Origin of the sequence: Nocardia sp. CA-151230 (assembly GCF_050942175.1) — a bacterium.
GTDB lineage: Bacteria > Actinomycetota > Actinomycetes > Mycobacteriales > Mycobacteriaceae > Nocardia.
The window spans coordinates 3,693,567-3,720,512 of sequence record NZ_CP192061.1 but is presented as its reverse complement, the minus strand read 5'-3'; the positions used below and the strand labels follow the sequence as shown (position 1 = coordinate 3,720,512).

Below are 26,946 nucleotides of genomic sequence, written 5' to 3'. Positions count from 1 at the left end.
GCAGGTGCGACGCCCACTGTGGGTATCGGGTCGTGGCGGAGTCGTCGTAGTACTGCGAGCGTGGGAAAGCCACGTGCATCGGGAAGGACGGCAGCGTGATCGGCAGCGGCAGTGATGAGGAGGAGCCGTTGAATAGCGGTGTCCCGGACGCGGAGGCGGTGTTCCTCGCTGAGCGTCGGGTACTCGGTCATCAACGCAAGCTGCACCGATGGGCAATGACCGAGCCGCGCAAGCGGTTCGGTGACGTGTTCAACTTGGTTTACGACCAGGCCACGATACTGGTGGCCTGGGATCGGGTGTCTGGCAACCGGGGTGCCAGGACAGCGGGCGTGGATGCGGTGACCCGCCGCCACGTCGAACGGGACATCGGGGTGGCGGCGTTTCTCGAGGATCTACGGTCCTCGCTGAAGGACGGCACCTATACGCCGATGCCGGTGCGGCAGGTCATGATCCCCAAGAAGAGCGGAAAGCTTCGCGCTCTGGGGATTCCGGCCCTGCGGGATCGGGTGGCGCAGATGGCCCTCAAGCTGGTCCTGGAACCGATTTTCGAGGTCGATTTCTATCCGCACAGCTATGGATATCGGCCTGGGCGTCGGGCTCAGGATGCCATCGCCGAGATCCACAAACTCACCACCCAGGGTTATGAATGGGTGGTCGAGGGCGACATCACCGCGTGTTTCGACAATGTCGATCACCGGGTGCTTATGGACCTGGTGGCCGAACGCATCGCTGATCGTAAGGTGTTGCGGCTGGTCTGTGCGTTTCTGCGGGCCGGGATCGTCGAACAGCACGGTGGTTTCGCGGCGAGCCTGACCGGAACGCCGCAGGGTGGAGTTGCTTCACCGCTTCTGGCCAACATCTATCTGTCGGTTCTGGATCGACATTTCGCCGAGATCTGGGATCGAGATATGAGCCCGCCGTGGCGGCGTCAGCAGCGCCGCCGCAAAGGGTTGCCGAACTATCGTCTGGTGCGTTTCGCGGACGACTTCGTCGTGCTGGTGCACGGCGACAAGTCCGACGCCGAAGCGTTGCGCGATGAGGTCGGCGAGTTGCTGGTGCAGAAGCTGAAGATGACTCTCTCTGTCGAGAAGACCCACATCACCCATATCGATCAGCAAGATGGTTTCGTGTTCCTGGGCTTCCGCATCCAGCGGTGGCAGCAGGGCACCGACCACCGGGTGGTGCGCACTATCCCGTCCAGACAAGCGCTGGCCGGAGTGATGCGCAAGATCAAGCAGGCCACCGGGGCGGCGACGACCTCGATGCGGTTGGGGCAGTTGCTGCGAAAGATCAACCCGATCCTGCGGGGATGGGCTGCCTACTTCCGTTACGGCGCATCCAAGAAGACCTTCTCCTACCTGGGCTACTACGCCTGGTGGCGGGTCATCTACTGGATACGCCGCAAGCATCCGCACCTGACCTGGAAACAGATCCGGCGACGCTACTACGGCACCGACCGGATCCGCGATGGTGAGCTGGTCCTTTACAACCCGGCGACGATGCAAGTGAGGCGGTATCGCTACCGCGGCACGCGCATCTCGACGCCATTCAACATCGACAGCCTCGATCCGGCCGGAGCACGTTTCCGGCGGACGAGTCACGACGATGTGGCGTTCGTCGGGCAGGTGTCCGAACTCGTCAACTGAACCCATCGGGACACGTGGAGAGCCCGGTGCGGGGACAACTCGCACGCCGGGTTCGGCGGGCGGAGACGGGGAGACCGACAGCCGAAATGCTGCACGGCGTCCCGTCTCCGACCCAACAGATCCAGGCCCTGGACCGGTCGGCGCCGGTGTTGCCGATGATGCCGGGCATGCCCGAGCGGCGCACCCACGACTACGTCCGCCATGGGATCACGACCCTGTTCGCCGCGCTGAACGTGGCCACCGGCGAGGTGATCGGACAAATCCACCGCCGCCATCGCGCCACAGAGTTCAAGAAGTTCCTGGCCAGGCTCGACAGGGAAGTACCGGCCGAGCTGGATGTGCACCTGATCTGCGACAACTACGGCACTCACAAGGCTCCGATCATCGTGAAATGGCTTGCGGCACATCCCCGCTTCCACATGCACTTCACACCGACGTACTCCTCCTGGCTCAACGAGGTTGAACGTTGGTTCGGTCTGCTCACCGACCAGCAACTTCGACGTGGCGTCCACAAAAGCGTTGCCGCACTGGAGAAATCAATCCGCGATTGGGTCGCCGCGTGGAACGAGGACCCCAAGCCGTTCGTCTGGACCAAGACCGCTGATGAGATCCTGGAACGACTTGCCTCATATTTGAAACGAATTCCCGGCGCGGGACACTAGCCTCGATCTTTCTCGGGGTGTCCGGCCTGGTCTGATCGGTTTCGGATTGGTCTTGGGCCGCTGATCAGCGACCGGTGGGCAACGCAGGGTAGCCCGGTCAGCGGGTGGCTGCCGGGTTCCACGGGCCCGGGAGGAAGTCCTTTCGGTGATCGTAGGGATGGTTTGTGCTGGTCATCCTGGTTGCAGGCGGTTGAGGGCGGTCAGTAGCAGGCCGGTGCCGCGGTGATGCTTGGACAGGCGCAGGTGAACGCGGCGGGCGTGGCGGGCGAGCCGGGCGGGGATCGAGAACAGTTGCAAGCGAAGTGTTTTCGGTTCCCAGCGCCGGGCAGCGTGGTCGTGCAGACCGATGGTCTGCAGCCAGGCCGTCAGATCGAGGGCGAGTGCGACGATCGCGACCCAGATCCGATTCGCGTCGAAGGATTTGAACGGCAGGTTGCGTAGCCCGGTGGCTTTCGCGCCGCGGATGCGGTCCTCGCAGCGGGCGCGGCGGCGGTGTCGTAACTCCAGGTCGGGGAGCTGGCCGCGGCGGGTGTTGGTAACGAACGCGGTCAGTCGCAGCCCGTCGACGTCGGTGAACCGCAGCTGCGCGCCGGGGTGCGGACGCTCTTTGCGGACGATCAGTCGCATGTCGTCGGGCCAACCGTCGAGGTCGAGCATGTCGGTGACCTCGGCGACCCAGGCGCCGTCGCGGACGTCGCCGTCGGCGTCGTAGGCTGGGGTCCAGACATCAGCGGGGATCTCGTTGACCGCTTCGACGATGGTGTCGGTGAGGGTGAATCCCAGCGAGTACTGGACTCTGCGGGCGGTGCAGTAGTCGACGAAGTCGTGGGTGCCGCCGCCGGAATCGGTGCGCACCAGCACTTTCCGGCCGACACGGTAGTCCGGCCGCCAGGGTAGTTGCGCGATCGCGGCGGCGAGGACCCGTTTGTGGTCGGCGGCGGTGTTGGCGCCGGCGTTGCCCGGTCGCAGCAGCTCCGCGAGGGGCTCGCCGGTGCCGTCGAGTCCGTGATCGGCGAACGCCAGCAGCGGGTGGAAGCCATAGCCCTTCTTGTATGTCGGTGCCGCGCATTCCTTTTCCGAATGCGAGTCGAGCAGGGTGGCATCCAGATCGATGGACAGCGGGTCGCTGGCGGTGATCGCATGATCCGGCGCCCGATCACCGGCGGCCTGCCAAGCCGCCGCGCGCGCGGCGGCGCGAGCAGAAGCGATGGCGGCCAACGCTTTCGGCGCATCGGCGGCCAGTGTGCTGATCAGCCGGTGCACGGCCGGGTCCGAGGCGACGTGCCCGAACACCTCCGGCTCGCCGCGCAACAACGCCACATCGGCGCCACAGTCGCCGCCGATCGCGACCATCACCGCCAGGTCCAGCAGGATCTTCCCCGGATCATGGACGGACAACGGCTTCCGCCACGGCACCAGGACCTGCGACAACGCCCGATCGAGGCCCACTTTCACCGCGGTCCGCAGCAGCGCCACCGCTCCCGCCTGCGACACCACACCTGTCCCGTCCCCGCCAATTTTCAGCGACGGGTACCACGACGTAGACTCCCTCACCAGAAGGGTGCTCCTCAAACTGCGTATTCGGTCCTAAGCAAATCGAATTATCGCAGCTCAGAGCACCTTTCGCCATTTCAGAAGACCATCCGAGCAGAACAGCATGACCGGTCGAGGCTAGGCACGAACACCCCGGGCCGACCCCGCGAGCGCCCCCGGGACGTGGGCCCGCCCGGCCTGCGGACAGAAGGCAGAACCGGGCGGGGGGTGCGATAACTCCACACAGGCATCCGACCACGGCCTTTGCCGGATACCGGCGACCATCGTAGACGCGCGGCCGCGCACCGGTCCCCGCCACGCCGCGACGCAAAGATCCCACCGCTACCGCCAAACCTCGGTGTCGGGGGGATGCCGGTCGCCGCGAGACGACAGGCGCTGGGGCGAAGGCTTCCGTCCACGCAGCCGTCTGTCATTCCTCGCCGCGCCGACCGGATGCAGGCCGTCGCGTCCTTGGGCCATCGGCGCGGCTGTCCTGCTTCGCGCTGTCGGGGCGGGCCTGCAACGCCGGCAGTCGCACTCCCCACGACAGGTAAGCCTGCACGCTCATACCCGCGCATTCGGCGGCATCGGTGAACAGGAGCCAGTCGTCCTCGCCCACCGTCACCACAATGTCGCGGCTCGCCATACGACAACGCTGGACCTGCCAGGGATCAGGCCAACAAGCCACGCCGGATCGCAGACGACGCCTTCGCCTTCGCCCATTCCGGGTCCCTGACCGGTGTGGTACTCGGCACTGTGCCGGTGGGCTCTGCGAGTCGGTGTCGGTGCCGGCCACTGGCCGAGGGTGCCGTTGCGGCCAGGAGCACGACCGTGGGCGCGTCCAGCAGAACGTGCAGGCGGGCGATGAAGACCTCGATGCTGCCGTAGCGCGCGAGGATCTGCGCGAGCAGCTCGTGCACGGTCGACCCCGTCGGATCGGTCACTGTCACCCCGTCAAGGTTTTCCCCGACCGGTCGGGCCGGGTTCTTACCCCGGCATTCTGCACGACAATCGCGCTCGCGCAGCTACTTCGGAGATATCTACGGCCTTCCGTGTCCGGACACTCCCGATTCGTGCCCGCACCGCGACCGCGAACCAGCGCTGACCTCGCCGGAACTCCCGCCATGGTTGAGACGCGGCAGTGCCGCCAGGAGCGTCCCTGACGGCACTGCGCACAATGCCGCGGCCATGTGCGGTCCCGAAACAACCGCGCATGGCAGATCAGCAAACGACGGGCCGATGCTTGCTGATCTGTAACTAATGATAATTCATGCCACATAATGAGGGCGGTAAGAGGCTACCTATCTGCATATATGTCTTGATTGCAGACTGTTCGCTGACAGTGAACCGGTCCTGGTGATCCGGGCAGCCCCCGACTATGGGCCGGATCGGCTGGCCGGTGGGGCCGACTCCAGTACATGGCAGGCACACCATTGGCGACCGACCCCTCATCGCATCCCGGTCATGGACCCGCCCGGCCTCCGGGAGGATGGACCGGGCGGGGTTGACCCACAGCTGGCCACCGTAATACCGGGAGGATGACCGCGGACCATCGTAGGTTTTCCACCTAGACCAGGACTGCCACCACGCCGATGTACCCCGACCTCACTGTTCGGAAAACGATCCACAACGCCTGGGGTGGCAGGGATCGGCCGGGTAGCCTGACGCGTGCGGGAGGGTCAGTTGTGCTCGGGGGCCGCGATGTCGGCTGGCGTGCGGTCGAAGCGGAGTCCGCGCCAGGACGGGTGGCGCAGGCCGGTGGCGGTGCGTTCGCGGTAGGCGACATCGCCGACCAGGTGCGGGGCGACCCAGTGCGCGGTGGCCACGATCGACGACGGGATCTCACCGGTGACCGGCGGCGCGGCAACGGCCAGGGCTGCCAGCTCGCGCTGCAGCGAGTGGTGGGCGGTGTCGCTGAAACCGGTCCCGACCGCGCCGAGCAGCACCAGCTGCCCGCGGTCGTCGTGGGCGGCGACGAGCAGGGACCCGAATACCTCGCTGCCGGTGTGGCCGGCCAGCCAGCCGACCACCACCACCTCGGTGGACCGGCGCAGCGGGAGCTTGCGCCACGCCTGCGACCGTCCGGCACGGTAGGTGCTGTCCACACGCTTGCCGATCACGCCCTCGATGCCGTGCTCGGCGGCGACTCGAGCATCCGCGAGACCGGGATATCGCGGTAGGACGGTGATCGCAGGACCGGGCCGCGGGGCAGGCCCAGACGGTCCAGGTGCTCGCGGCGTCGTACGGGTCTCCCCCACGGGGACAGGCACGGTGAACGTCACCGTCACCGCGGAGCTGGACGGCACCAGCACCGCACTGCCCTACGCCTACCTCTGACGGCCCAATCACGTTGCGGTCGAAGGCAACCCACTGCACTGGCAAGACATGACCGGCATTACTCTTGTCGTAGGTCAGCGAGCAAACCCCTCCCCCGGCTTCGCTGACCTCGTCATGTGCGGTGCCGTCACGGGCTCTCCTGGCTCTCCCGACGGCACCGTCCCCGCGGCCCACGACGCTCGGCGGATGCACACGCTTCGCGGACCGAAACCACCTACTGAGATAGTGACGCCTTCGGCGTTCACCTTCAGCGAACAATCTGCAATCAAGACATAATCCTTGATTTTCAATGATTTTGATCCGGTCAACGCGTCCTGATTCACTACTGGTTACAGGTCGGCAAACACCTCCCAGCCGTTTGCTGACCTGCCATGCGTGGTGGCCCCGCAGGTGCGGGCGGCCACCGTTCGGAATCCATGGTCACAGCCGCGACATTGTGCGCACTGCCGTCAGGGGCGCTCGTGACGGCACTGCCACGGCGAACACCATGGCGGGAGTACCCCGGCGAGGTCAGCACTGTCGGGTCGCTGTCGCGATGAGGGCGTTGTCGGTCTCGGTGCCACTGCGCGATGCGCGTCGACGGTTCCCATTGCTCCCCGGGACGTGGCCCGCCCGGCCCTGCGGACAGAAGGCAGCACCGGGCGGGGGTGACATATCTCGACAGCAGGCACCCGACCATGGGCCAAACGGCCGGATGACCACCGATCATCGTAGGTACGCGACCATGCACCGCTCCCCCGCCACGCCGCGACACCCCCCACCGCTACATCCACAACTCGGTGTCGGGAGGAGGCCGGCCCGCGCGGGATCAGTCGGTTGGAGCGAAGCGATAGACCCGTGATTCACGCGGTTGAAATCCGAGCCGCCCATAGAGGCGATTGGCCGCCGAGCGCGAAGCTCGCGAGGTCAGATCCAACGTCCGCGCACCGGCAGTGCCAGCCCGCGCCTTGGCCTCCTCGATCAAGGCCGCGCCGATGCCCTGACCGCGGGCCGCGTCATCGACCACCACATCCTCGATCCGCGCTCGAAGGCCCGACGGGATCGCGAACATCACCAAGCTCAGCGTCCCGACGATCTTCCCATCGCTCCGCGCGACCAGGACGGTGGTCGACTCCGCAGAGGCCAACTGCACCAGCGCTTCTCGATTCAATCGTTTCGCCGTTGCCGACAGCTGGGGCAGCAGCCGGTCGAAAGCTTCCACGATCTCGTCGTCGACCTCGGTCAGTGTTTCCACAGTGACAGCCACCACGGCACTGTACTGGGCGCCCCGCACACGCCGCCTTCTTCGAGCCCCAGTGAGCGATACCCGCTTCGCGCACTATGCGGCATTTCCGGATGCCGGTTCCGGGGATTGTCTATTTCATCCCGAAGGCGCAGAGGAGACGATCGTAGATCTCGCGGATCACCTGCTGCTTGCGTGCGTTGTAGTCCATGACGTTGCCGCCTCCGGGGATGGCGGCTCGCTTGGCGTCCTCATAGAGCGCGATCTTCGGGGTGCTCGCGCAGCCAGTCGCGGAACATGCGCAGTCGGATGGTCTCTGGACAGTTGGGGCCGAACACGTGCAGGTTCACCCGAGCACTTCGGGTTGTCCCGCGGCTCAGGCGCCCGGCCCGGCTCGCAGTCGGTGAGTGGGTCACTCCGGCGGTGATGCTGGTGGCGTGTTGTGGGCGAAGAAGTCGGCGAGGGCGGCGGCGATGCGTTCGGGGTGGCCGTCGTTGTCGGCGGCCAAGTGGGCCAGGCCGCGCAGTTGTGTCCGCTGCGCCCGCGGGAGGGTGTGTTGCAGTGCGTCGAGGGCGTCGGCGAGGTAGCGAGGACTTTTGCTGCCGCCGAGCAGCAATACTTGCGCGCGGATGGCGCTGGTTCGGTCGGCGAGGGTCTCGGCGTCCAGAACGGTCTGGGCGTCGAAGTGCATGGTCGGGATGAGGTCGTTGAGCGGGATGGCGCCGGCGGTGGCCTGGCGGGCCTGGGCGCGCATGGCGACTCGCATGAGTGGCACGATGAGCGGGCGCGGCAGCAGCTGCACCAGGCGAGAGTCCTTGGTGCCCTTGGCGATAGTGATCAGGGCGGCTGCGGTGTTGCCACGCGCCATCTCGTACTCGTAGCGTGGCAGCCAGGCCGCCGGCGTGGAGCCGTTGACGGGCAGTGGGGGTTCGTAGACGGCGATGCGGTAATCGGGTGGGGCCGACAGTGCCCACTGCAGTACGGGTATGGCGCCGACGCTGAGGGCGAAGATGTTGTGCGCTGCGGTGTGGTCGACGACCGCGGCGACGTCCTCGGCGGCGCGTTGCAGGGAGAAGTGTTGACCGTAGGGTCCGCTGGTTCCGCGTCCGCGTCGGTCGGGAATACAGACGGTGAAGCAGTCGGCCAGGGCGGCGCCGAGGCGCATGAGGTTGTGTGCGGACATCATCCCGCCGTGGATCAGCACGATGGGTTCACCTGAGCCGAAGCGGCGGTATCCGATTCGTGTTCCATCCTTCGACTCCGCGTGTTCGAGTGAGTAGTCGGCGTGGATCTCGTGCATGGCAGGAGTCCGATCGGGCGTATCTGCGTCAACTTTTGTTGACATACTATCTCGGTGGTTGGTAGTCGGCCCCGGGGCTGATGACAGACTCCCGTGTCGCGGTGGTCGATGGGTGGACCAGGACGTCAGCCAGAACCCGACAATGTCGAGCCACAGAACTGCCCACCGACGGCGGACGTCGCTGCACCTGGTGGACGGGCTGTCGCTGCTACGACCCGAGGAGCAGGTGTTCGCAGCCATGCTCGACGGCTGGCGCAACCAGCAGCTGGCACAGAACGTGCCGATCATCTTCCGTAGCAGTTCCATGCGCCGGTTGTCGACACGCGGCAGGCGCGCGAACACCGACTCGCCTCGTCGCGCCCAATCACGAATCGCAAGGTCGATCGTCAGCAGACGCTCGCTGGGCAAAGTGAGCTGTACGGCCAGAACGATCCTGCCCCGCGGGTCCTGCACTCATTGGACGCGGTCGAGCACATCGTCGACGCATTCGCTTTCCCAGGCGTCGAGCATCGCTTCCAGCAGGGCCTCGTCGGCGAATAGCCATAGAACCCACCCTTGGTCACGCCCAATGACTTGGCCGAGACCTCGACTCGCACCGCATCGACACCGCTGGTGCGTCTGCAACCCCTGCTCGATCCACACGTCGGCGCGGAGTACGGGCCACGCCCATTGTGTGACTCCCCTCACTCGTCGCCACACTATACGCTGCCGTATATCAGGGCTAATCTCTGTTATACGCAACCGTATAACAGGTGCGGGCGAGTCGACCCCGTACTGACGAGAGAGAAGGCCACGATGTCCATCGGATTCATCGGATTCCATTACCCCAAGGCCGAGCATTTCGAAGAATTCATCGACAGGGCACGCCAGATGGGCGAAGCCATGCGGTCGACGCCGGGATTCTTGTCCGGCGGGTGCTGGACCACCGCAACGCCCGATGGAGACTCGGTCGTCACCGCTTGCCAGTTCGAATCTCCGGAGGCGTTCCAAGCGGCCATGACCGCTGCTCGCAGCCTGGGCACAGTCGCCGTCTTCGATAAGCGTGAGCAGCGCCCCCGCGAAATCCACACACTGCAGTCCCAGTTCCAGTTGACGCGATGACGTTCCCCGACATCGCACACCGAACTGCAGTGGCGGGACGAGCTCGACGGTACGACGGCCCACGGCTGTCATGGGAAGGCAGAGATGTTTGCTGGTCGCCGAGATTTCCTGATGAGCGCTACCGCGGCTCTGGCCGGTGCGCCGTGGCTGCGCGGGCAGACCGGATCGCCGGGTGATACCTCAGCCCACATTCAGCCGGTCGATGAACCGCTGCTCAGCGGAAACGAGCAGATTGCCATGCTGCTCTACCCACAGTGCACGGCGTTGGACTTCGTCGGCCCCCAGTATGGGTTCGGATGCCTGGCAGGAGCCACCGTGCACCAGGTCGCGGCCACCATGGACCCGATAGTCACCGATACCAACGTGACCCTGATGCCGACGACAACCTTCGAGCAATGCCCTCGCGATGTCGACGTGCTGTTCTTACCCGGCGGAACGAATGGAACGCTGGCCGCGATGCGCGACGACAACGTTGTTCGGTTCATCGCCGATCGTGGCGGAAGAGCACGATGGGTCACCAGTGTCTGCACCGGTTCGCTACTGCTGGGCGCGGCGGGTCTATTGCACGGTTACCGGGCCACATCACACTGGGCCGCACAGGATCTACTCGCCGAAGCGGGCGCGATACCAACAGATTCGCGTGTCGTCGTCGACCGCAATCGGGTCACCGGCGCCGGCGTCAGCGCGGGACTGGACCTCAGCTACGTCATCCTGTCGCTGCTGCGCGACCAGCGCTACGCGGAAACGGTGCAACTGATGGCCGAATACGCGCCGCGGCCCCCCTTCGATGCGGGCTCTCCCAACACTGCCCCGCCGACGACGAGAACCATAGTGGAGGGAATGTTCACCGAATTTCGCACAGGGGTGAAAAACACTTTGCGCGCCACGCGTTGAGGAAATCCACTTCGGACATGTGGTCGGTCGCAGGTGTGCCCGCCATTCGACACCCACGGTCAACCAGGACCGCAGCACCGCCGTATTTCAGCTGGCCACCGAGATCCCCGCCGCGATCCTGGCCCGCACCCTCGGGCGCCGGAGCCGTGCTGCCACTCGTCGGGTTCCAGGCGGCGGTGGTCGCGATCGGCCCCGCCGACCAGGATCCGCCGGCCATGCCGTCGGCGAACACGAACTCGATGTGCCCCTCGTGCCGCCCGTACTCGGTTTGCCACCCCATGACCCACTCCCACGCCGTCAGGATTTCCTGACATCACAGCGATGTAAGGGATCCCTGACAGACTTTGCGGGACCAATGACGCTTCCCGGGTCGGGACTTTCGACAACGAAAGGCCCACGACGACGGGCACTGGGCAGCCGATGATCAGAGCATGGATTCTCCTGCCGATCTGCCCGCGGAATCGCTGGTTTGGACGGCGGGAGCATACCCGGGGCCACAGACGGGGAGTTTCCGGTTCTGGTTCGCCACCCGCCGCTGGGAATGGTCGCCGGAGCTGACCGCATGCACGGCTACACCCCCGGCGAGATCGAGCCGACCACCGAAATGCTTCTGGCACACAAATATCCCCACGACCGCGACAAGGTCGCCGAGACGATCACCCGCTCGGTCGAGTTGGGTGAGCCGTTCTCGAGCCGACACCGGTTCATCGACACCCATGGAGTCGAGCATCAGGTGATGGTCGTCGCCGACCGCATCTTCAATCATGACCACACGGTCGGCACCGCGGGCTTCTACATCGACCTGTCGAGCACCCTGCTCACCGCCGAGCACGAAGCCCTCGACACGCGGATACAAGAGCTCGTGAACGCGCGGGCGGCGATCGAGCAGGCCAAGGGCGTGCTGATCCGCATGTACCGCATCGGCGACGAGCAGGCATTCAAACTGCTGGTGTGGCGGTCCCAGGAAACCAACACCACGCTCCGCGCCCTGACCGAGCAGCGCCTGCGTGAGCTGCCCGCCGTGCCACCGGATCGGCCCGACACGGTGTCGGCGTTCGACCACATCCTGCTCACCCTGCATGAGCGCATCCCCCCTGACTCGACCTGACTCGACTCATGACAGTGACAGGGCCCGTGAGGGCTGATGCCGCGAAAAAGTCACGCGCGGCAGTGTTCTGGTCATGTGGGTGCGGGTGGCTCGGGGCGGGGTGCATGACCGCGTGCCACCACGATTCGAGCCGACTCGGCTCCGGCCAGTGCACCACTGGCACATCGTCGTCGGAACCGCTGGTGATTGTGGATGGGGTCGTGTACCGCTTTCCCGGCCGGCGAGCGAGCCTGTCACCGCGTGGCTCGCGTGGGGGTTGCTGTCGGGATTCCGGTAGTGACCGCCGAAAAAGCGGATAGGCGTAATCCGTTGGTAGCGAACTAGTTTCGCACTGGGAGATCGGGTGAGGGTGTGGTTATCGTGCCTGGGGGGCGGTAGCCGGGTCGGTCAGCGCGTCGACCAGCGAGGTCACCCGGGCGAGTTCTTCCAGGTGTGCGGCGCTGAGCAGGGCGAGGGTTTGCCGGCCTGTCTCGGTCAGGGTGAGGCGCACGACGCGGCGGTCCTTGCCCTGCTCCCGGTTGCGGGCGACGAGCCCGGCTTGCTCGCTGCGATCGATGAGCTGCACCACGCTGTGGTGGCGGGCGCACAGGTATTCCGCGATTTCTCCGACGCTGGGCCCGCCCGGGGCCAGATGGCCTCGAATCGCCAGCAGCAGTTGATGCTGAGTTCCGGTGAGGCCGACCTCGGCCGCGCGGTGCTCGCTCCAGCGCAGGAACCGGCGCAGTTCGGTGCGGAACCCCAGCAGTCTCGAGTACTGCTGGTCGGTGATTTCGGGTGATGACATCGACTCGCATGCCATATAAGTGATATTATCACAGTATGACATATGGGCCGGTGGTGGAGATCCCCGACCGGTTCCGCGTCACGCGGTGACCGATCGCCCCCGCCCCGGTTCGAATGCCTCCACTGTGCGTCCGAAGGGTGGTGGAAGACATGGCCGAAGAGATGGCTGCCGAGACCATGAGCATGCACCTGCATCCCGACATCGTGGAGTTGCGGGCCAAGCATGAGAAGTACGAACTCGCCGCGGAGAAGCCGACCGCCCAAGCGGCCACCGGCCTGATGTTCCTGACCGGGCTCTACACCGCGATCTCCGCCTGGGTTGTCGGATTCACCCGGTTCCCGACCTTGACGGTGAACAACCTGATCGTCGGGCTCGCACTGGCGGTGCTGGCGCTGGGGTTCGCCTCGATGTACGGGCGCATCCACGGCATCGGCTGGGTCGCGCCGCTGCTCGGTGTATGGATGATCATCAGCCCCTGGGTTGTCAGCGGCGATGCCGCCCATACCGCGACGATCTGGAGCAACGTGGTGGCCGGTACGGTCGCCCTGCTGCTCGGGCTGGGCTCGGTGGCGCTCGGCATGAACCGGTCCTCCTTGAGCGCGAAGCGCCTCCCATAGTGCGAGCCGGACCATCACCGGGTCCGGCCGCCACCTCGACATTCACGCGGATGAGGTAAACGTCTCCCGCGGCGATTGCGCTTGCGGACAACGCAGTCCAGAAAGAGGCGATGACAATGATGTCAGCGTCGGCCACAGGTCGGCCCACGACCCTATCCCCGGTGAAAGCCCTGCACACCGGCTCCGGCGAGCCCCTGCTCCTGCTGCACGGGTTCATGATGTCGCCCCGCTGCTGGGAGCCGGTCGCGGCGCGGCTGTCGCAGGAGTGTGAAGTGTTCGCCCCGGCGTTGATCGGCCATTGGGGCGGACCCGCCCCGGCCGGCCGGTACCTGGATGTGGCGGCACTGGCCGACGAGATCGAAAACCAGCTCGACGAATTGGGTTGGCGCACCTGCCATATCGCCGGCAATTCACTCGGCGCCTGGGTCGGTTTCGAACTGGCCCACCGGGGCCGAGCTCGCAGTCTCACCGCGATCGCACCGGCCGGCGGCTGGGGTTGCCCGTCGCTGCTGCAACTGCGTGTGGGGTTGAAGTTCCTGGCGCTGGTACCGATCGTGGCGCTCGGCAAGCGCGTCGGTCCGGCGCTGCGATTCAGTGGTCCCGCCCGCCGGTTCGCGCTGGCAGCGCTCGCCGGAAACCCCGCCGCGGTACCGGCGCCGGAGGTGACCACCGCGATCACCGCGGCACTGCACTGCCCGGCCATGCTGCCGCTGCTGATCGGCGGCCTGCGCATGCCCGGACCGCACGACCTGCCGAGGCTGAAAACCCCGGTACGCCTGCTGATCTGCGAACGAGACAAGATCACACCCCACCTCGCCTACGCCGAGCGTTTCCTGCGCGAGCTGCCCGACTCGGCAGACCTCATCCTGGTCCACGGTGCCGGACACGTCCCCATGCTCGAGGCACCCGACACCATCGCCACCCTGATCTCCGAACACATCCACACACACGCCGGATCCGACCGCGCCGACCCCCGACCCGCAGAGGATCCCGGCCAGGCCGCAGCCTCACCGGACGCGGCCCACGAGGGCGGCCGTGGCCTGACCAGTCCATTAGCGAGAAAGAAGGTCGCCCGGTGACGCCGACACGCGCAGTGCCGCCGGGGCGCTCCTGACGGCACTGCCGCGGCCGACACCATGCCTGGAAGATTCCGATGGGGTCAGTGCTGGTTCGGGTCGCGGTCGCGTTCGGCGATGAGGGCGTTGTTGGTCTCGCGCAACGCGGCGTTGGCGTCTTCGAGTTCGAGGATGCGGGCGATCCCGGCCAGGTTGACCCCTTGGGCGGTCAGGGCGATCACACGCGCCAGGCGGGCGAGGTCATCGCCGCTGTAGCGGCGGGTACCGCCCGCGCTGCGGACCGGGCTGACCAGCCCGTGCTGCTCGTAGAGGCGCAGGGTCTGCACCCCGACACCGGACAACTCGGCGGCCACCGAGATCGCATACACCGCATGCCCCGAGTGGGGCAGATGACCTGGTTGGTGCCCGAGCATCGTCGATGTCTCCCTGTTCTCGCTCATGTCGACCCGCTTGCAGATTACCTTCTGCGAGGGCTTGCACTCTACTAGCAGTAGTGCTAGAAAAGATCTCTGGCGAGATACACAGATTATCTTAGTTTCCTTCTGTCGAGAAGGGAGTGAGTGGGAGGTGGCGACCATGCTGATGCGCACCGATCCCTTCCGTGACCTGGATCGTTTGACCCAGCAGGTCTTCGGCACCCCGGCGCGTCCGGTGGTGATGCCGATGGACGCCTGGCGCGAGGGTGAGGAGTTCTTCGTCGAACTCGACCTGCCCGGCATCGACCCGGAGTCACTGGATCTGGATATCGAACGCAACGTGGTGACCGTGCGAGCGTCTCGCCCGCTACTGGACCCCGACCGGTCGATGATCGCCGCTGAACGCACCCGCGGTGTGTTCAGCCGCCAGCTGTTCCTGGGCGATGATCTCGACACCGACGCCATCCGCGCCGACTACCGCGACGGCGTGCTGCGCCTGGGCATCCCGGTGGCCGAGAAGGCCAAACCCCGCAAGATCGAGATCACCCGCCATCACGACGAACACCAGGCGATCGACGCCTGAACCCGCCCACCGCCCCGGTCCTGTGATGGATGAAGCGCTCGATCGGTGAGGCGGCCAGCAAGCCCAGCCCGCGGGCGTGGCGGCTCGAGCCCACGCTGCCAGCCCGCGCTGCTGGGGTCGGACCTCGACGTATGTCGAGGTGAGAGCGAGGTGATGCCTGTCGAAGACAACGAAAGCCACGCGACAGCTTCCCGCCCGGGTAGGCAGCCCTGCATATCCGCACAGTGCGTGAGGACACGCCCCTTCGTCCCGCGCCCAGCCACTAAGGGTGGCACAGCAAGCAGGCACGGCTCGCGCCCGCGCGGGAAGCCTCGCCGATAATCCAGATTCTCTCCACCGACGGGTGTGCCCGCGGTCCGCACCAGACTTCCGGGCCCACCCGGTCTTTTGCCCGTTTTGCCCGCATCGACCACGTGAGAACACATTCGAGGCGGGACCGCCGTGACCAACACTTCACAGAATCGGCCGTCCGCCGGTCACGGCCAGGCGGGCACCGGTGATATAGCTGGCTTCGTCGCTGGCGAGCAGGACGTAAGCGGGCGCGACCTCGGCAGGCTGACCGGCACGCCCCAATGGCGTGTCATCACCGAAAGCGCCGACCTTCTCGTCGGGCATGGTCGCCGGGATCAACGGCGTCCAGAGCGGACCTGGTGCAACACTGTTCACGCGGATCCCGTTCGGACCCAGCATCTGCGCCAAACTGGCCGAGAGGTTCGCGATCGCCGCCTTCGTCGCCGCATACGGTGTCAACGTCGGCGAGGGCATGTCGGAGTTGACCGACGAACTGGCGATGATGGAACCGCCCGGCCGCATGTGCGGCAGCGCCGCTTTGACGAGAGTGAAGTACGCCGCCACGTTGAGTTTGAAGGTGTAGTCGAACGCTTCGTCGGAAATCTCGTCCAAGGTGGCGTGTGTCATCTGGTAGGCGGCATTGCTGACCAGGACGTCGATTGGTCGAATTCCGCGACCGCGGTGTCGATCAACGCATAGCAGTTCGCGGCCCGGGACAGATCTCCGGGCACGACTACTGCTCTGCGGCCCGCCGACTCGACCAGCTCGGCCACCTCCGCCGCGTCCTCATGTTCGAGGAATAGGACAGCACCACGTCGGCACCCTCGCGGGCGAAAGCGATCGCCACCGCCCGGCCGATGCCACTGTCCGCACCGGTGATCACCGCGACCTTGTCGGTGAGTTTGCCACTGCCACGGTAGCTCTTCTCGCCGCAATCGGGGACCGGCCGTATCAGCTTCTGAGAGCCCGGCGGCGTTTGTCGTTGGTCGCGGAATCCCATCAGCACCTACTCCCCGAAGAGGTGGTCGACTTGGGCGCTCAATCGTCGAACGCGGTCGACATACCCCTGCCGTGCCCGAGCAAACCCCGCCGCGGTCCAGCACGGCTCTCATCGTCCATGTGAATGTGCTGATGATCCAGGACATCCTCGCTGATCCCGACTGGGACGCCGTGCTCACCGCCGAGGCTGTTCTGGTCGCACGCGCTCGCTTATGGGGAGGTCAAGCTGAACATGAGCACTCGCCTCGCCTTCGGCGTGTGAGCGAGCTGCCACGGGGCTCAGGCGTGGCGAAGGCTGGTGGGGTCGGGGCTATTTCCCTGTCGTGCGGGCCTCGGGCACGGTGTGGTAGCCGAGTTGGGCCAGGGTGTGCTGCAACGCCGTGACGTCGGTGCTCAAGCGGTCGGCGATGGCCTGGGCCGAGGCGAGTGTGGCCTGGTGCTGTTGCTGGATCGTCTCGATTTGGTGCAGGGTGTCGACATCACGGGCGATCTCGGCGAGCGCGTCCTGGATCTGCTCGAGCATCTCGATCCTGGTGGCCGGCGGTGGTGACCGGCGTGTCGTGGCGGTCACGAGCAGTCGTGGTGGTGGCCGCGGAGCTGGTCGCGTTCGGCGGTGAGCGCGGCGTTGGTGTCGCGCAGCGCGGTGTTGGCGTCTTCGAGGTCGAGGATCCGCGCGATCGCGACCAGGTTGATCCCCTGCCCGGCCAGGGTGGCGATACGCGCCAGCCGCGCCAGGTCGTCGTCGCTGTAGCGGCGGGTGCCACCGGAGCTGCGGGCCGGGGTGAGCAGCCCGTGCTGTTCGTAGAGGCGCAGCGAGTGCGCTCCCATCCCGGCCAGCTCGGCGGCCACCGAGATCCCGTACACCGCCTGTCCCGGGCCGGGACGGTGACCGGGCGGGTAGTGGTCGTGGTGATTCGGCAGCATTCAGGCTCCTCTCTCGCGCTTTCCAGATTACCTCACCACCATGCTTGCGCTCTTCTCGGTAGAGTGCTAAAACAAATCTCAGCCAGATGACACAAGTTATCTGAGTTACCTTCCGATCGAGAATGGAGTGAACCGGAGGTGGCGACCATGCTGATGCGTACTGATCCCTTCCGTGACCTGGATCGCCTGACGCAGGCGGTGTTCGGCACGCCGGCCCGGCCGGTGGTGATGCCGATGGACGCCTGGCGCGACGGTGATGAGTTCTTCGTGGAATTCGATCTGCCCGGCATCGACCCGGATTCGCTGGACCTGGATGTGGAACGCAATGTGGTCACCGTGAAGGCCTCGCGTCCGGAGCTGGATCCGGGGCGGTCGATGATCGCCGCCGAACGCACCCGCGGTGTGTTCTCCCGCCAGTTGTTCCTGGGTGAGAACCTCGACACCGACGCGATCCGCGCCGACTACCGTGACGGGGTGCTGCGCCTGTCGATCCCGGTCGCGGAGAAGGCCAAGCCCCGCAAGATCGAGATCACCCGCGCCGAATCGGCCGACCGTCAGGCCATCAACGCCTGACTCTGGTGCCGCACGCCGGTACGAGGGCGCCGAGTCCGACGGAGAAGGGCAGCCCGGTCATGGCTGCATTGACCAGCACCAGCGCCACGCAAACCTCGTGGTTGGATGCGCGGCTGCTTCCGTCGGATCCCGACGCCCAGGAGTTGTTCGCCGAGGTCGAGGACCGCCGCGCCCCAGGCCCCACGCCCGGGCCCGGATCCGACCCGGAAACGGCTCGCCGGTCCGGTCGGACACGAGCGCGCTGGCCTGCCCGCCTGCACGGCCGCAGCCCGGGCCCGGTCTCATCGGCTCCGCGCGGTCCCCCGGGCCTGGCCGCGGTGTCGTCCCGAATCCGAGATCGTGAGCATTCGAGGAGGTGATGCCTGTCCCCCAACAGCACAGCCGATCCGCGCGGGAAGCGGGGCCGCGTCGACCCCGAGCCTGCACCCGGCACCAGTTCCCGTTCCGAGAAACTCGCGACGGGCGTGCACAGCCACCCGAGGTGGCATCGCAGGCAAAGCGCGTCGTTCCCGTCCCCGCGCGACCGTTCACAACACTGCGTCAGATTCCTTCCGTCGACGGGTGAGCCCGGTCAGCTCAGGGCTTCCGGGCTCACCCGGCCCTTTCACCGAATCGACCACACGATGGACATCCGAGGAGGGCGACCGCCATGACCAACACCGCAACCTTTGTCCCGGCAGGCAGCGACTTCGACCGCGCCGAACAGAACGTTCTCGCCCGTGACAGCGACCGCGACGCCGGCCTGGACACCGCCGCGCTGCACCCGCCGGCCGAACGAGAGCGCGCTGTCTTCGACGCCGCCGAACTCACCGACCGTATCGACCAAGCCTGGATCACCCCACTGGATCTCGACGACGACTATGACCACAACCGCGACACCGTCTGACCTCACCCGCGCCCCACCCACACCAGCACAAGGATTCATCGTGACCGCCCGATCACATCCGCACGCCCCAGCCGATCATTGCCTCGACATGGGCCACACGCTCACGGCCGCAATCGATTCCGGCAACTCACCGGTGGTGCAGTGGCCCGAACCCAGCCCCCTGCGATCCTGGTGGACCACCATCATGGCTCCCGCCCAGCCGCCGAATGCGACGAGGCCATGACCGAGGACGACGGCGGCACCGGTGAAAAGCTGGCCTCGGTGGAGAAGGTGGTCGGCGCCGGCAACGCACTGCACGCGGGCTGGTTCCGGTTCCATTTCGCCGACCAACGCTGGGAATGGTCCGACGAGGTGGCCCGCATGCACGGCTACACGCCCGGGCAAGTGACCCCGACCACCGAACTGCTGCTCTCGCACAAACATCCCGATGACCGCGACCGAGTGCAAGCGGCACTGGTCACCTCGGTGCGCGACCACGCCCCGTTCTCGAGCCGCCACCGCATCATCGACACCCATGGCATCGAACACCACGTCGTGGTCGTGTCGGACTCGATCACCGACGACACCGGCGCCGTGGTCGGCACCGAGGGCTACTACATCGACCTGACCGACCGCGACGCCGCACAGACCCACGCACTCCTCGACGACCTGCTGCCGCAGATACTCCAACATCGGGTGGTGATCGAGCAGGCCAGGGGGCGCTGATGCTCGTCTACGGCATCAACGCCGAGCAAGCGTTCCGCGTACTGGTGTGGCGGTCACAGGAAACCAACATCCGCCTGCGTGATCTGGCGACCCACCTCATCGGCGAAATCGCCGCCATACAGATATCACCGGCGACACGCTCGCAATTCGACCAGCTCCTGCTGACCCTGCCCCAGCACGCCCCTCACAATCCCGTCGAACACAGCCTCGCCCGCTGAAACCCCGCCCCCGCACGGAGGTGTCCCGTAAGCCGATCCACCACCGGAACACCACGACGCGCGAATTCTGGCCCAGGTCACCGGTGTTCGGTAAGAGTGTTCCGCGCACTGCCCCGCTATCCGGAACAATTCGAGCACGGGTGAACCGATCCGGGTGGGCGAGTGCCGCTGTTCCACCGACGAACAGGACGTCGAGATCCAGACCGAGCAACTGCTCGCCCTCGCCGTACCGCACGAGCGGATCTTCATCGACAAAGGCTTCTCCGGCACCACCCGCCGCAACCGCACCGGGCCGGACAATGCGCTCACCGCGGTCACCTCCGCTGCCGCGGCAGTCACCGATCGGCAGGTCGTGCTCACCACGACGGAGTTCGACCGGTTCGCCCGCAACATGGCCGAAGCCGGCGAGATCCTCACCGGCCTACGCGAGCGCAACGTGCTGTTCGGGCTCGGCAGCGGACTGGCGCGACCCGTTCGGCGAGCTGGTCCTGCAAACCCTCGCCGTGGTCGCCGAGTTCGAGGCCACCCTGAACCATCGGCGCGCCCGCGAAGGAATGGCCACGACCCGCGCGAAAGGCCGCCTCAAGGGCAAACAGCCGAAACTGTCTCCAGTAGCACGAAAACGATCCATCCCCGCTATCACGACCCCGCCGACGACGCGAGCCTGGCCGACCTCGCCGAGGAATACAGCGTCAGCCGCTCCACCATCCACCGCATCATCAGCGGCACCACGCCGCGGATCTAACCCAGATCTAACCCTCGATTGCGGTTGGTGACCGATCCTTACCGACATCCCCAGACGCGGGAACCCGCCCCGAAGGGGATGGGGCGGGAACCTCGACCACGGTAGCGGGTGTGAGTGCCTGGCTCCAGCGCCTCCTACGATGGTGCCGCTCGAGCGGTTCGAGCGACAAACGTCGCGCATGGCGCTCCTCGGCAGCTGCCGATGGTCACGCCATCAACTCCCGCACCTGGCTCGAACCATGGGGAAGCGAGGAAGCCGCGGAGGCGGTAGTTACATCCCGGTTACCACGGCGGTGTATACGAGCTCGGCATTGGCCTGCGGTGACAATGTCTGCGGCGAATTTCGTTCATGCACGACGGTGCCGAGCGGCGGCGTGATTTCTACCGTTGTCGTCATTCCCTATTCCCTGGACCCCTTTCTGAGGACCGCTGATGAATCTATCGACTCTCCCGGACCGTCGTGCGGCCGCCGTACCGGACGCGGCCGCCGTCGCCGACGACAGCACTGACCTGAACAACACCGAATTCCTCGATGCCGTGCGGCGTGCCGCCGCGACCCTGCGCGCCGCGGGGGTCTCGAGCGGCGACGTGGTCGCGATCATGTTGCCCAACACCGCCGCTCTTGTCGTATCCCTGTTCGCTACCTGGCGTGTGGGTGCCACGGTCACCCCTCTCGACCCCTCGCTGACCGCCGCAGGAGCCGACTATCAGCTGACCGATACGGGCGCCAAGGTCCTGATCACCGCGCAGCGGCCCACCCCCGACGCTGCGGTCCGCGTCGTCATTCCCGCCGACGATCTCACCACCGCGGACCCCGATGTCGCCGAACCCGCACGGCCCCGCGACGACACCCTCGCGCTGCTGTTCCGCACCCATGGCACGGGCAAATCCCACAGCGTGACGGTCGACCACGCCAACCTCAACGCCATGTGCTCGGTGGCGATCGAGGCATTCGAACTCACCGCAGCCGACCACGGCCTGCTGCATCTGCCGTTGTTCCACGTCAACAGCATCGTTGTCGGCACTGTGTCGCCGCTGCTCGCCGGCGGGCGCGCCACCGTGGCCTCGAGCCCGAAGACTTTCGTCGACCGGATCGAGCGCAGCCATGCCACATGCATCTGCGCTGTTCCGGCCACGTATGCACTGCTGTCGGAGCTGCCCGCCCACATCCGGCCGAACACCTCATCGGTACGGTTCGCGATCTGCGGCGCGGCCCCGGCCGATGCCGAAGTGCTGACCGAATTCCGACGCCGCTACGGAATTCCGATCATCGACGGCCATGTCTCCGAAGTTCCGGTGCGAGCGCGCCGCTCACCGTCACCGCCACGGTGGACGCCGTCGGGATACTCCTGCCGGGCCGGCTGATTCGGACCATTGATCCGAAGGCGTCCACCTCGCGGCAATGTCGTGGGTGTGCAGTCGGCAATTTCCCGCGCGGCAACCGCGCAGTAACTACCGTTGGGGAGTGACGACATCTCGTCGCGACGGTGAGGGCGATGTGGGCCGCTCTGTCGCGCGGATCGCCGCCCGCATGAACGAGCGGGTGACCGATATCGCCGCGATCCTGCGGCGCGGTCTCGAGGACGATATCCCCGAGTTGCGGGGCGACGCCCGCACCGTCGAACTGCTCGGCGCCAGCGTGGAAGCCAATGTCGACACCATCCTGCACGCGCTGCAACACGACATACCCGTCGCTCGGATCAACGCTCCCACCGCGGCCATCGAATACGCCAGACGCCTGGCCCAGCATGGAGTTCCGGTCAACGCCTTGATCCGCGCCTATCGGGTCGGCCACCGGCGGATGACCGAGTTGGTCTTCGCCGAATTGCGGGCCGGCGACATCGCGGCCGCCGATGGTGTCGCGGTCGCGCAGGCGATCACCACCCCGATGTTCGAATACATCGACCGGATCACCACACAGGTCGTCGCGGTGTACGAGACCGAGCGTGAGCAGTGGCTCGAGAGCCGCAACAGCGCCCGCGCGCTGCGCGTGGGTGAGGTGCTGTCCGGCAGGGAGCCGGTCGATATCGATGCCACGACCGAATCCATCCGCTACCCGCTGCGTTGGCATCACCTGGCGCTGATCCTCTGGTATCCCGACACCGGCGCGAGTCGTGACGAACTCACCCGGCTGCAACGCTTCGTCCGTGAGCTGGCCGAGGCGGCCGGCACCGCGGCCGCGCCGCTGTTCGCGGCCGCCGACCGCACCAGCGCATGGGCCTGGCTGCCCTATCGGTCCGAGCGCTCCGATGCGGTGACCCAGGTCCGTGATTTCGCGAGCCGCCGGCCCGACACACCGCGTCTGGCGATCGGCATCATGGGCCAGGGGCTGTCCGGCTTCCGCCGGTCCCATCGGCAGGCGCTGCGCGCACGCTCGGTCGCGCTCGCCCGCGCAGGCGCAGAACCGGGAATCACCGTGGCCAGTGATCCCGGGCTGTCGGCCGCGGCACTGTTCGACGGCACCCGCGCGGAGGTCGGCGAGTGGGTGGACGAGGTGCTCGGCGAATTGGCCGCCGAGAACAACAACGATGCCCGGCTGCGCGAGACGCTGTGGGTGTTCCTGCACACCGGATCCAGCTACAAGGCGGCCGCCGCGCAGCTCGATCTCCATTCCAATTCGGTGAAATACCGGGTCGGGCGGGCGGTTTCGCGACGCGGTCGGCCGATCACCGACGACGACCGGTTGGACGTCGAGCTGGCACTGCTGATCTGCCACTGGTACGGCGCGGCGGTACTGCGGCCGAATCCGGACTGACCGCGGCGGCAAACTCCCGAGTTCGACCGGTTCGCCCGCAACATGGTCGAGGCCGGGCGACATCCTCACCGGCCTGCGCTCGTGATACTCCCTGATTCCGACCGCCGTGACCAACACGTGGGCCATCACCCGGGCAGGCAGCCACTGCGCCAGCACCGCGCACAATCCTCGTCCGCGACCGTAATCCCGTCAGGTGATCCGAGGACCGGAGCCGTGTCGCAGCGGATGTCGCACCACTTCGCACACGTCACAGCTGGTTATAGTCGTTCGCTATGAATTGGTATCGGCGTAAGCGGGCAGCCACCGCTGGTACCGCGGCGACCTGGGTCGGTCAGGTCGCGCGCCGGGACCCGGAGGATTCGACCGCGAGCAGCGGGTTCGCCGAACGGGCTTTGGCGGTGCAGCGGTCCCGGCATGGATCCACTGGGTCTACGACCGCGACCCCGAGATCGCACGCCACTACTACAGGCTGTACTACCCCCTCGACGACGGCCTGGGCGATGAGCAGCGGATCCTCGAGCGGGCCTACCAGGCCGAGAAATCCGCGCGGTGTGTGGAACGGGCCCGCCGCTTCCACCCCGGCCGGCCGGTGCCGGCCGCGTATTTTCCCGAGCTGCCCGACGACGAGGACTTCTACGCCGCCTGCGACGCGCGGCGGGAATGGGACGGGCACTGGTACTCCCGCGACCCCCTGCACGCCTGGCCCGAGGTCCACGGCCTGCGATAAACCCCTCCCGGGTCTCGGTTCGAGACGCGCGCGGCCCCTGTCTCTTTCCTGGCGGGTGCCGCGGAACTGGTTGCGGCCCAGCAGAACCGGGACCGGGTGATCATTGGTCGGCTGAAAACGGAGCCTTCCGTTGACCTTGAACGCCTACGATGGCGCAGGTCGGCCCCCTATGCGGTGGCGCAGACCCCTCGGCATCGCTGCCCCTGGGCCTTCGTGGCATTGCTCGCGTGCGGTCGACCTCGGCGTACACCGCCGCCGCGAGTTGAGAATTCCAGCCCGCCCGGTGAGACCGGGAGTCGGGCAGGGATTCAGAAGGTGCGCCACGGGAAGCTGGGCGGCCCGGACACTGGGATGAGCGTCCGGGCCTGGGGCCCGGACGATGGCCGCTAGCGCCGCGGCCTGCCCGGGGAAGCCGACCGGCACCCGGATGTCCGGGATCCGCGGACATCCGGGTGCCGGTCCGTGCTTGCCCGCTCTGGCGAGCCGTGCAGTCTGTCCACCGATCCGGGCCGACCAGCGGGAGCCTCACACCGGTCGCCTTCAGTGTGAAACACCGCCGGCAACAACACCATCCCCTGCCCACTACCGAGACTCCGCCTGCCGGTTACACCCGAATTGGCGAGTCCGGTTGGCGTGCGCAAGGGATCCGCGGGCGGCCAGGGACCGTGCCTTGGTGGCCGGGTCCGCAAGGCCGCGCGGCGGGAGCCGGGTTTCCTCGCGTGCGGGTCTCCCCCACAGGGACAGGCACGGTGACCGTCACCGCGTCACCGCGGAGCGCGACGGCACCAGCAACGCACTGCCCTGCGCCTACCTCCGACGGCCCAATCACGTTGCGGTCGAAGGCAACCCACTGCACTGGCAAGACATGACCGGCATTACTCTTGCCGTGGGTCAGCGAGCAAACCCCTCCCCCGGCTTCGCTGACCTTGCCATGTGCGGTGCCGTCCGGGGCGCTCTCCTGACGGCACCGTCCCGCGGCCCGCGACGCCCGCCCGGTACGCACGCGTCGCGGACCGAAAGACCTACTGAGGTAGTGACGCCTTCGGCGTCCACCTTCAGCGAACAATCTGCAATCAAGACATAATCCTTGATCTTCAATGATTTTCACCGGTCAACGCGTCCGGGTTTACCATTAGTTACAGGTCGGCAAACATCTCCCGGTTGTTTGCCGACCTGCCATGCGCGGCCGTTCGGAATCCATGGTCACAGCCGCGACATTGTGCGCACTGCCGTCAGGGGCGCTCCTGACGGCACTGCCACGGCGAACACCATGGCGGGAATACCCCGGCGAGGTCAGCACTGTCGGGTCGCGTTCGGCGATGAGGCGTTGTCGGTCTCGGTGCCACTGCCCGATGTGCATCGACGGTTCCTACTGCGTCACACGGGTATTGGAAGCAACCGGCCTGGCAGGCCAGTTCGAGCTCTGCGCTCCTCGCCCGGCCGAACCGGCCGAGCCATAACGATCGATCCACCGAACCCCGCCGCCCGAGTCAGACCCTGGCCGGACTGGGATAGTGACGCGACAGCGCTCAACCTCGGCGACGAATGACCGATGATCAAAGGCAAAATCCGCGAGTACATCTCGCTATGACCGCAGAGGGAAGACGAGTCCAAAGAACCTCCTCCCGTCAGATCGGTCATAGGGATCGGTCATCTGCACCCCATTGAGGTTCATCGACGGGCTGGCCCGGTTCTGTCCGGCATTCTCACGCAACCGATTCGGAGACATCTGCGACCGTGCGTGCCTGGGCACTCTCGATTCGTGCCACCAGCGCGATATCCGGCCGCTGCGGCACAGGATCTCCGTACCGTGCGGTGCGGGTGAGCTTGTCGTGGGGCGTGGCGGGGATCCGGGTGCGGTTACCTCGCCGCAGTCTCGCGTCGGATCATCCGGCCGGGGTCACCGCGGATGGCTCCGGAACCGGCGCCCCGTTCGCCAATTCGGGCGGTGCATCGTGCTCGGCGGCCGGGTGGATCGGCCCGCAGACTCTTTCGATCCATCCGGCCTGAGCAGCAATTCCGACCGTCACGGTGGAAGTGGTCGTGTGGCATGAGCAGGTACGGATGCCCGTCGGATGCGCTCGGCCGGGCAAGCGCGCCGGGTTCCGGTTGCGGTGATCGCATGGACCGCCTCGTAGACCTCTACGTGCTGTATGCCCAGATTCATCGGTGGCAGTCCGTGATCGCCATCTGTGACGAGCTCTACGACCGCTACCCCCAACTGTGGCCGTCGCTGACCGGCCCGGACCGTGGCGCCGATCTGACCCAGGCCGACATCGGGATCCGCCGCCAACTCTGTGACGCCGAAATCGTCTACCGCACCGCCGATTTCACGATCCCCGATCGGATCCGCCGGCGCTGGCACGCCACCGCCGACGGCCTGCTCACGGCCGCGTACCTGCGCTATCAGTGCGCCGCGATCGCCGCAGCCTCCACGGGGCCGGCACGTTGGCCGAGCTCTACGAGAGCTCGCGAGCTGTCCGGCCCGTGAGGTCCGTATGGGCGAACAAATCAGGGTAGGTCGGTCGAGTTCTGGGCACAGGCTCGGGAACGGCGGCGGGACAGGACGCTTCCGTCTGCAGGGGTGTCCCGCCGCCCTTTCGAGCACTTTACGTGCACGGCGACAGCCCTGGGCTCAACAGGGCAGTGCCGATCAGGACCGCCAGGGCGGGCGGTCCAGACAGCCACCAGGACGGCGAGACGGCTACGATGCAGCCCGTACCAGCGTCCTTGCGGCTATCCGCTCGAGAACGTAGCCGGTACCACGCGGCGGATTACAGCAGCCGTGCCGTGACGGCACGAAAACGACGGTCTCCGGCATGAATGGTCACGTGTCCAAAAAGGC

27 protein-coding genes and 4 pseudogenes are annotated in these 26,946 nt (G+C 66.5%); 18 read left to right on the top strand and 13 right to left on the bottom strand.

Annotated features, from left to right (window positions below; all coding sequences use genetic code 11):
• Positions 1-95: 95 nt before the first annotated feature.
• Both ltrA and ACQP1O_RS17335 read left to right on the top strand, forming a co-directional pair.
• Positions 96-1,646 carry a group II intron reverse transcriptase/maturase gene (ltrA, locus tag ACQP1O_RS17340; protein WP_433566790.1) on the top strand — a complete coding sequence of 517 codons (1,551 nt, stop codon included), beginning with the start codon at positions 96-98 and terminating at the stop codon, positions 1,644-1,646.
• Between the two features lie 116 nt (positions 1,647-1,762).
• A pseudogene (locus tag ACQP1O_RS17335) lies at positions 1,763-2,308 on the top strand (IS630 family transposase); the annotation flags it as partial.
• Between the two features lie 171 nt (positions 2,309-2,479).
• On the opposite strand, the gene ACQP1O_RS17330 reads toward ACQP1O_RS17335, so the two are convergent.
• The 4 genes from ACQP1O_RS17330 to ACQP1O_RS17315 form a co-directional block, all read right to left on the bottom strand.
• On the bottom strand, positions 2,480-3,862 hold the full coding sequence (locus ACQP1O_RS17330) for an IS1380 family transposase (RefSeq protein ID WP_433566789.1): 1,383 nt from the start codon (positions 3,860-3,862) through the stop codon (positions 2,480-2,482).
• A 409-nt stretch (positions 3,863-4,271) separates the two neighbouring features.
• Entirely contained in the window at positions 4,272-4,487 is a 216-nt protein-coding gene (locus tag ACQP1O_RS17325; protein ID WP_433566788.1) for a hypothetical protein, read from the bottom strand.
• A 25-nt stretch (positions 4,488-4,512) separates the two neighbouring features.
• Complete coding sequence (locus tag ACQP1O_RS17320; RefSeq protein WP_433566787.1) at positions 4,513-4,785, bottom strand: hypothetical protein; 273 nt, start codon at positions 4,783-4,785, stop codon at positions 4,513-4,515.
• 735 nt (positions 4,786-5,520) lie between these two features.
• Positions 5,521-5,961 (bottom strand): hypothetical protein, encoded by a 441-nt coding sequence (locus ACQP1O_RS17315; protein WP_433566786.1) that lies wholly within the window; start codon positions 5,959-5,961, stop codon positions 5,521-5,523.
• A gap of 64 nt (positions 5,962-6,025) precedes the next feature.
• On the opposite strand from ACQP1O_RS17315, the gene ACQP1O_RS17310 reads away from it, so the two are divergent.
• Positions 6,026-6,178, top strand: a complete 153-nt coding sequence (locus ACQP1O_RS17310) for a hypothetical protein (protein WP_433566785.1) — start codon at positions 6,026-6,028, stop codon at positions 6,176-6,178.
• A gap of 808 nt (positions 6,179-6,986) precedes the next feature.
• On the opposite strand, the gene ACQP1O_RS17305 is transcribed toward ACQP1O_RS17310, so the two are convergent.
• The 3 genes from ACQP1O_RS17305 to ACQP1O_RS17295 all read right to left on the bottom strand — a co-directional run bounded on the left by ACQP1O_RS17305 (position 6,987) and on the right by ACQP1O_RS17295 (position 8,700).
• Positions 6,987-7,451, bottom strand: a complete 465-nt coding sequence (locus ACQP1O_RS17305) for a GNAT family N-acetyltransferase (protein ID WP_433566784.1) — start codon at positions 7,449-7,451, stop codon at positions 6,987-6,989.
• Positions 7,452-7,651: 200 nt separating this feature from the next.
• Complete coding sequence (locus tag ACQP1O_RS17300; protein WP_433567713.1) at positions 7,652-7,738, bottom strand: hypothetical protein; 87 nt, start codon at positions 7,736-7,738, stop codon at positions 7,652-7,654.
• 74 nt (positions 7,739-7,812) lie between these two features.
• Entirely contained in the window at positions 7,813-8,700 is an 888-nt protein-coding gene (locus ACQP1O_RS17295; RefSeq protein WP_433566783.1) for an alpha/beta fold hydrolase, read from the bottom strand.
• A gap of 795 nt (positions 8,701-9,495) precedes the next feature.
• On the opposite strand from ACQP1O_RS17295, the gene ACQP1O_RS17290 reads away from it, so the two are divergent.
• The 3 genes from ACQP1O_RS17290 (at position 9,496) to ACQP1O_RS17280 (ending at position 11,803) form a co-directional block, all read left to right on the top strand.
• Positions 9,496-9,801 (top strand): antibiotic biosynthesis monooxygenase family protein, encoded by a 306-nt coding sequence (locus ACQP1O_RS17290; protein WP_433566782.1) that lies wholly within the window; start codon positions 9,496-9,498, stop codon positions 9,799-9,801.
• A gap of 111 nt (positions 9,802-9,912) precedes the next feature.
• On the top strand, positions 9,913-10,695 hold the full coding sequence (locus ACQP1O_RS17285; protein WP_433566781.1) for a DJ-1/PfpI family protein: 783 nt from the start codon (positions 9,913-9,915) through the stop codon (positions 10,693-10,695).
• A 562-nt stretch (positions 10,696-11,257) separates the two neighbouring features.
• On the top strand, positions 11,258-11,803 hold the full coding sequence (locus ACQP1O_RS17280; RefSeq protein WP_433566780.1) for an ANTAR domain-containing protein: 546 nt from the start codon (positions 11,258-11,260) through the stop codon (positions 11,801-11,803).
• 355 nt (positions 11,804-12,158) lie between these two features.
• On the opposite strand, the gene ACQP1O_RS17275 is transcribed toward ACQP1O_RS17280, so the two are convergent.
• Positions 12,159-12,587, bottom strand: coding sequence for a MarR family winged helix-turn-helix transcriptional regulator (locus ACQP1O_RS17275; protein ID WP_433566779.1), 429 nt, complete (start codon positions 12,585-12,587; stop codon positions 12,159-12,161).
• 149 nt (positions 12,588-12,736) lie between these two features.
• Between ACQP1O_RS17275 and ACQP1O_RS17270 the strand changes: the two genes are divergently transcribed.
• Together ACQP1O_RS17270 and ACQP1O_RS17265 are read left to right on the top strand one after the other, a co-directional pair.
• Positions 12,737-13,204, top strand: coding sequence for an SPW repeat protein (locus tag ACQP1O_RS17270; protein ID WP_433566778.1), 468 nt, complete (start codon positions 12,737-12,739; stop codon positions 13,202-13,204).
• 161 nt (positions 13,205-13,365) lie between these two features.
• Complete coding sequence (locus ACQP1O_RS17265) at positions 13,366-14,283, top strand: alpha/beta fold hydrolase (RefSeq protein ID WP_433566777.1); 918 nt, start codon at positions 13,366-13,368, stop codon at positions 14,281-14,283.
• Between the two features lie 80 nt (positions 14,284-14,363).
• On the opposite strand, the gene ACQP1O_RS17260 is transcribed toward ACQP1O_RS17265, so the two are convergent.
• On the bottom strand, positions 14,364-14,720 hold the full coding sequence (locus ACQP1O_RS17260; RefSeq protein WP_433566776.1) for a MerR family transcriptional regulator: 357 nt from the start codon (positions 14,718-14,720) through the stop codon (positions 14,364-14,366).
• Between the two features lie 136 nt (positions 14,721-14,856).
• On the opposite strand from ACQP1O_RS17260, the gene ACQP1O_RS17255 reads away from it, so the two are divergent.
• The gene (locus tag ACQP1O_RS17255) at positions 14,857-15,279 is read left to right on the top strand and encodes an Hsp20/alpha crystallin family protein (protein WP_433566775.1); all 423 of its coding nucleotides are present in this window, start codon (positions 14,857-14,859) and stop codon (positions 15,277-15,279) included.
• Between the two features lie 453 nt (positions 15,280-15,732).
• Here ACQP1O_RS17255 and ACQP1O_RS17250 read toward each other — a convergent pair.
• The 3 genes and pseudogenes from ACQP1O_RS17250 to ACQP1O_RS17240 all read right to left on the bottom strand — a co-directional run bounded on the left by ACQP1O_RS17250 (position 15,733) and on the right by ACQP1O_RS17240 (position 17,493).
• Positions 15,733-16,570: pseudogene (locus tag ACQP1O_RS17250) on the bottom strand (glucose 1-dehydrogenase).
• Between the two features lie 309 nt (positions 16,571-16,879).
• Complete coding sequence (locus tag ACQP1O_RS17245) at positions 16,880-17,092, bottom strand: hypothetical protein (protein WP_433566774.1); 213 nt, start codon at positions 17,090-17,092, stop codon at positions 16,880-16,882.
• Between the two features lie 44 nt (positions 17,093-17,136).
• Positions 17,137-17,493, bottom strand: coding sequence for a MerR family transcriptional regulator (locus ACQP1O_RS17240; protein WP_433566773.1), 357 nt, complete (start codon positions 17,491-17,493; stop codon positions 17,137-17,139).
• 147 nt (positions 17,494-17,640) lie between these two features.
• Here ACQP1O_RS17240 and ACQP1O_RS17235 point away from each other — a divergent pair, with 147 nt between their 5' ends.
• The 5 genes and pseudogenes from ACQP1O_RS17235 (at position 17,641) to ACQP1O_RS17215 (ending at position 20,651) form a co-directional block, all read left to right on the top strand.
• Entirely contained in the window at positions 17,641-18,066 is a 426-nt protein-coding gene (locus tag ACQP1O_RS17235; RefSeq protein WP_433566772.1) for an Hsp20/alpha crystallin family protein, read from the top strand.
• A gap of 649 nt (positions 18,067-18,715) precedes the next feature.
• Positions 18,716-18,952 (top strand): hypothetical protein, encoded by a 237-nt coding sequence (locus tag ACQP1O_RS17230; protein ID WP_433566771.1) that lies wholly within the window; start codon positions 18,716-18,718, stop codon positions 18,950-18,952.
• 219 nt (positions 18,953-19,171) lie between these two features.
• A pseudogene (locus ACQP1O_RS17225) lies at positions 19,172-19,875 on the top strand (PAS and ANTAR domain-containing protein).
• Positions 19,876-20,029: 154 nt separating this feature from the next.
• Positions 20,030-20,308: pseudogene (locus ACQP1O_RS17220) on the top strand (recombinase family protein); the annotation flags it as partial.
• Positions 20,309-20,378: 70 nt separating this feature from the next.
• On the top strand, positions 20,379-20,651 hold the full coding sequence (locus ACQP1O_RS17215; RefSeq protein ID WP_433567712.1) for a hypothetical protein: 273 nt from the start codon (positions 20,379-20,381) through the stop codon (positions 20,649-20,651).
• Positions 20,652-20,890: 239 nt separating this feature from the next.
• On the opposite strand, the gene ACQP1O_RS17210 is transcribed toward ACQP1O_RS17215, so the two are convergent.
• Positions 20,891-21,016: a hypothetical protein gene (locus ACQP1O_RS17210; protein WP_433566770.1), complete on the bottom strand. Its 126-nt coding sequence runs from the start codon at positions 21,014-21,016 to the stop codon at positions 20,891-20,893.
• Between the two features lie 35 nt (positions 21,017-21,051).
• Here ACQP1O_RS17210 and ACQP1O_RS17205 point away from each other — a divergent pair, with 35 nt between their 5' ends.
• From ACQP1O_RS17205 to ACQP1O_RS17190, 4 genes are all read left to right on the top strand, one after another.
• A complete protein-coding gene (locus ACQP1O_RS17205) occupies positions 21,052-21,984 on the top strand; it encodes a class I adenylate-forming enzyme family protein (RefSeq protein ID WP_433566769.1) in 933 nt (310 codons plus the stop codon).
• Between the two features lie 166 nt (positions 21,985-22,150).
• Positions 22,151-23,374, top strand: a complete 1,224-nt coding sequence (locus ACQP1O_RS17200; RefSeq protein ID WP_433567711.1) for a PucR family transcriptional regulator — start codon at positions 22,151-22,153, stop codon at positions 23,372-23,374.
• A 553-nt stretch (positions 23,375-23,927) separates the two neighbouring features.
• Positions 23,928-24,101, top strand: coding sequence for a hypothetical protein (locus ACQP1O_RS17195; RefSeq protein WP_433566768.1), 174 nt, complete (start codon positions 23,928-23,930; stop codon positions 24,099-24,101).
• A 2,122-nt stretch (positions 24,102-26,223) separates the two neighbouring features.
• Positions 26,224-26,592 carry a hypothetical protein gene (locus tag ACQP1O_RS17190; protein ID WP_433566767.1) on the top strand — a complete coding sequence of 123 codons (369 nt, stop codon included), beginning with the start codon at positions 26,224-26,226 and terminating at the stop codon, positions 26,590-26,592.
• Positions 26,593-26,946 lie beyond the last annotated feature (354 nt).